This window comes from Streptomyces sp. CRN 30, assembly GCF_034105845.1.
The window spans coordinates 1-4462 of the sequence record NZ_JAVRHI010000469.1 but is presented as its reverse complement, the minus strand read 5'-3'; the positions used below and the strand labels follow the sequence as shown (position 1 = coordinate 4462).

General features: G+C 73.5%; 3 protein-coding genes and 1 pseudogene. All 4 read left to right on the top strand.

Annotation, left to right across the window (positions count from 1 at the left end; all coding sequences use genetic code 11):
• Nucleotides 1-68: 68 nt before the first annotated feature.
• On the top strand, nt 69-779 hold the full coding sequence (locus UW392_RS53265; RefSeq protein WP_320782684.1) for a GntR family transcriptional regulator: 711 nt from the start codon (nt 69-71) through the stop codon (nt 777-779).
• 103 nt (nt 780-882) lie between these two features.
• Entirely contained in the window at nt 883-2400 is a 1518-nt protein-coding gene (locus UW392_RS53260) for a hypothetical protein (RefSeq protein WP_320782683.1), read from the top strand.
• Nucleotides 2401-2494: 94 nt separating this feature from the next.
• Nucleotides 2495-3373 (top strand): hypothetical protein, encoded by an 879-nt coding sequence (locus UW392_RS53255; RefSeq protein WP_320782682.1) that lies wholly within the window; start codon nt 2495-2497, stop codon nt 3371-3373.
• Nucleotides 3374-3415: 42 nt separating this feature from the next.
• Nucleotides 3416-4462: pseudogene (locus UW392_RS53250) on the top strand (hypothetical protein); the annotation flags it as partial.

Here is a 4462-nt window from a genome sequence, read left to right as displayed (position 1 = left end):
GGGGATTGTCGAACAATCCTTCGATACCTATGTTGTTTCGTTCTTGTATCTGCGCTTAGATTCCCGGCATGGCAGAACTCACGGGACTGGCCGACGACCGGGCGCTGTTGGGCCGCACCAGCACGGCGGAGCGGGTCTCGGACATCCTCAGGAGCCGGATCGCCGAGGGTTTCTTCCCGCCCGGTACCCGGCTCTCCGAGGACAGCATCGGCGGGGCGCTCGGCGTCTCCCGCAACACGCTGCGCGAGTCCTTCCGCCTGCTCACCCACGAACGGCTGCTCGTGCACGAGCTCAACCGCGGCGTCTTCGTCCGCGTACTGACCGTGGAGGACGTCGAGGACATCTACCGCACCCGCGCCCTGGTGGAGTGCGCGGTCGTCCGCGGACTCGGCGAGCCCCCGTACGCCGTGCGGGGACTCGCCGAAGCCGTCGCGGACGGGCACCGGTCGGCCCGCGAGGGCGACTGGAAGGGCGTGTCCACGGCCAACATCCACTTCCACCGGGAGCTCGTCGCCCTGGCCGGCAGCGAGCGCACCGACGAGCTGATGCGCAGCGTCTTCGCCGAACTCCGGCTCGCCTTCCACGTGGTGGACGACCCGCGACGGCTGCACGAGCCCTACCTCGCCCGCAACCACCGGATCCACCGGACCCTCGAGGACGGCGACCGCGACGGCGCCGAACGGCTGCTCGCCGTCTACCTGGACGACTCGCTGCGGGGACTGGTCGAGGTGTACGGGCGACGGGTGGCCGACGCGGGACAAGGCACCGGCGTCGTCTGACGGGAGCCGGCGTCCCGCGCCCCAGCCCCTTCAGCGAAGCCCCCAGGGGCGGCGGAACGCCTCGTTTGGGTTGTTGTCAGAGCGAGGACCTAATCTGTGCACCGTGACTTCGCCTGCATCGACGGACAGCGTTCCGCCCCAGCTCAGCGCGGGGCCGCGCCCCGCGCCGGGCCCGGCCGCCGACGAGGGACTGGCGCGGCGGCTGCGCGCCCTCGCCTGTACCGCGCCGCTGCACGACCTGGACGCGCGCAAGGCGAACCTCGCGGGTGAGTACTCGGTGTACGGCATGGCGGAGGTCGCCCTCGCCGCCATCGACCTCGTCACGCTCAACATGGACTTCGACACGGGCGCCGACCACGAGCAGATCGTCGCCCGGCTCGTCCCGCGCATCGCCGCGCAGGCCCCCGGCCGCCCCGCCGCCGAGCACGAGCGCGTGGCCCGCTGGGTGCTGGAGAACCTGATCAACGTCGGCAGCGTGGACCGCGGCTTCCGCGCCGTGTACGGCACCTTCGCCTCCGACGGCTCCTACGTGCGGCGCGACTACGACTTCAAGCTGATCGAGGAGGTCCCCGGCTACGGGGGCGGCGTCTACCTGCGCACCACCGACGAGGCCGTCAACGTCCTCGTGGGCGCCCTCGACACCGACGTCACCAGCGCCCAGATCGCCGCCGAGGTGAAGCTGGAGGTGCTGATCAGCCGCGGCCGGCTCGCCGACGCCCAGCTCGCCGCCGAACAGGCCCGCTACCGCACCGTGCAGTACTCCGAGACGCTGCGCAAGGCCCTGGACGCCACCCGCCGCAACGTCCGCGCGGTGGACTGGCTGCACGCGGTACCGGACATGATCGCCGAGGCACTCGACCACGTGGCCGACCGCTACCGCCACGAGAACGCGATCCTCACCAACATCCGCAGGGCCCGCGACGAGACCGAGGAGCCCGAGCACAAGCGGCGCGCCGCCGAGCTGGTCGACATCGTCAAGGACTGCATCCGCCGGCACACCCAGCTCCAGTCCCGCCTGCTGGAGGCCGGCCCGCTGTTCCGCGCCGAACAGGACCGCCAGGCCTTCGCCACGTCCGCGGGCACCTCGGGCACGGACCTGTACGGGCACCTGATGGCGCCCGTCCTCCCGCTGGCCCTGGAGGGGGCGGTCCGGGTGACGGACGCGTTCTTCGCCCGCGGCACGGGCTTCCGCACCCGGGCCTCCGTACGCCTCGGGGACCTCGTCGACCTGTTGCTGACGCCGCCCGTGGAGCGGGAGCACCTGGGCGTGGAGATGCCCGAGCCGGACCTGATCGCCACCCCGGACGACAGCCGGTTCAGCGAGGAGCAGCTGGCCGCCGCCAGAGCGCTGCTCGACCTGCCCGCCGACGCGCCCCGCAGGCTGTCCGGCCTGCTCACCGAGGCCCGCCGCCAGGACCCCGAACTGCCCTACCTGGTCGCCCTGCTGGCCGTGCACGCGGCCAGCCCGCCGGTCGGCACCGCCTACCGGCAGGGCGAGGAGAAGCTGCTGTTCTCCGTGGACGACGGGACCGAGCTGGACGACGCGGAGTTCGGCGGCGCGGACCTGATCGTGGGGACCGCCCTGCTGGACGCGGCGGGAATGGCGGCGGACCGCACATGACCGCCGCGCACCCCCAGCCGCTCCGGCCCCGCCCCGCCCACCCGTACCGCACACCGCCGAACCCGCCGAACCCGCCGAACAAGGAGCCCCAGCCGTGAACGAGCACGTCGAGTGGAGCGAGCCGGAGGCCGCCGCCGCTCCGGCGTCCGCCGCCGTCACCCCCGCCGACGCCGCCGACGCGGCGCGGCTCGTCGCCTTCGGGCTCCAGCCCAAACTGCAGCCCGCGCGCGACCAGGAGTACGGGGAACTGCTGCGGCGCTACCGGGAGGACCCGCCGTTCGCCCGGCTCGCCGACGCCGTGGCCACCGGTCTCGGACTGGTGGTCCTGGAGGTGTCCCCGCGCGCGGGGATGGCCGTGACGGCCGCCGAGGACAGCGTGTTCGCCGTCCGCATGGGCGACTACGCGCGCCGGTCCTCGTCCGACGCGGGCGACCGGTTCCTGCACGGCCTCGCCCACCTCGCGGTCGCCGCCCTCGCGTTCCCCCGCCCCGAGGACCTCGCCGACGACGGCTACATCGGGCGCGTGTCGGTCAACGGCGTCGACTCCTTCGTCCGGCAGGCCTGCCGCCGGCTGGAGCAGCGCGCCGAGGAGCAGGGCGAGATCACCGACCCGGCGACCGACGCGCCCGGCCTGGAGGCGGCCTGGCGGATCTGGGCCAGACGCAGCGCGACCGGCGCCACCAAGGACGCGCGCAGACTCGCCGGTTCGACCACCGGCATCGTCGGCAGGGCCGTCGCCTTCCTCACCGACTCCGGCTTTCTGCAGCGCACCGGCGACGACAACGGCGGCACCTACCGCACCACCGCCCGCTACCAGCTCCAGGTGCGCGACATGGCCTCCGGCGCCGCCATGGCCGAACTGCTGGAGCTGGGCGTCGTCCCGGTGACCGACGGCAGCGCCACGCTGCTGCCCGCCGAGGACACCGACGACCTGGAGCTGGTGGCCGACGCCGGGCTGCCGTTCCACTCCTGATCCGCCGCCGAACCACCGTCACCACTGCGAAAGTCCGCCGCCATGTACGAGCTGTCCCGCATCCGCCTCTACTCCATCGGGCCGGCCGGTGCGCGCTACGCCGACACCGTGCTGGACCTGCGGGGTGTGGGCGAGCCCGTGCCCGACCCCGCGCCGCAGCAGGCGGAGTTCTTCGAGGAGGAGCCCGTCGGGCCGCCGCGCCGCCCCGCCCCCGCGGGCGTGCTCTTCCTGGAGAACGGCGGCGGCAAGTCCGTCCTGCTGAAGCTGATCTTCTCGGTGATGCTGCCCGGCCACCGCAACACCCTCGGCGGCGCCAGCTCCGGCGTGCTGCGCAAGTTCCTGCTCGCCGACGACTGCGGGCACGTGGCCCTGGAGTGGCAGCACACGCTGACCGGCGAGTGCGTCGTGGTCGGCAAGGCCAGCGAGTGGCGGGGACGGCAGGTCTCGGGCGACCCGCGCAAGTTCGCCGAGGCCTGGTACTCCTTCCGGCCCGGCCCCGGACTCAGCCTGGACAACCTGCCGGTCGCCGAGTCCACCGCCGTACGGCCGATCGTCGAGGGCGCCTCCGGGGCGCGGGGACGGCGCCGCACGATGAAGGGCTTCCGCGACGCGCTGACGGAGGCGGGCAAGACCTACCCGCACCTGGAGGTGCACTGGGAGGAGATCCACGACCGCTGGAACGAGCACCTCACCGACCTCGGCCTCGACCCCGAACTCTTCCGTTACCAGCGGGAGATGAACGCCGACGAGGGCGAGGCCGCCGGCCTGTTCGCGGTCAAGAAGGACTCCGACTTCACCGACCTGCTGCTGCGCGCCGTCACCGACACCCGCGACACCGACGGGCTCGCCGACCTGGTCGGCGGCTTCGGCGACAAGCTGGGCCGCCGCGCCGAGCTGATCGCCGAACGGGACTTCACGGCCGGCTCCGTGGACTTGCTCGGCCGCATCGTCGACGCCGCCGGGGAACGGCAGCGCGCGCGGGACGTCCACACCGCCGCCGAGCGGCGCACCCGCACCCTGGCCCGCCGGCTCACCGCCCGCGCCGGGCAGGAGCGCGCGCGGGGCGCCGATCTCGCCCAGCGGGTCACC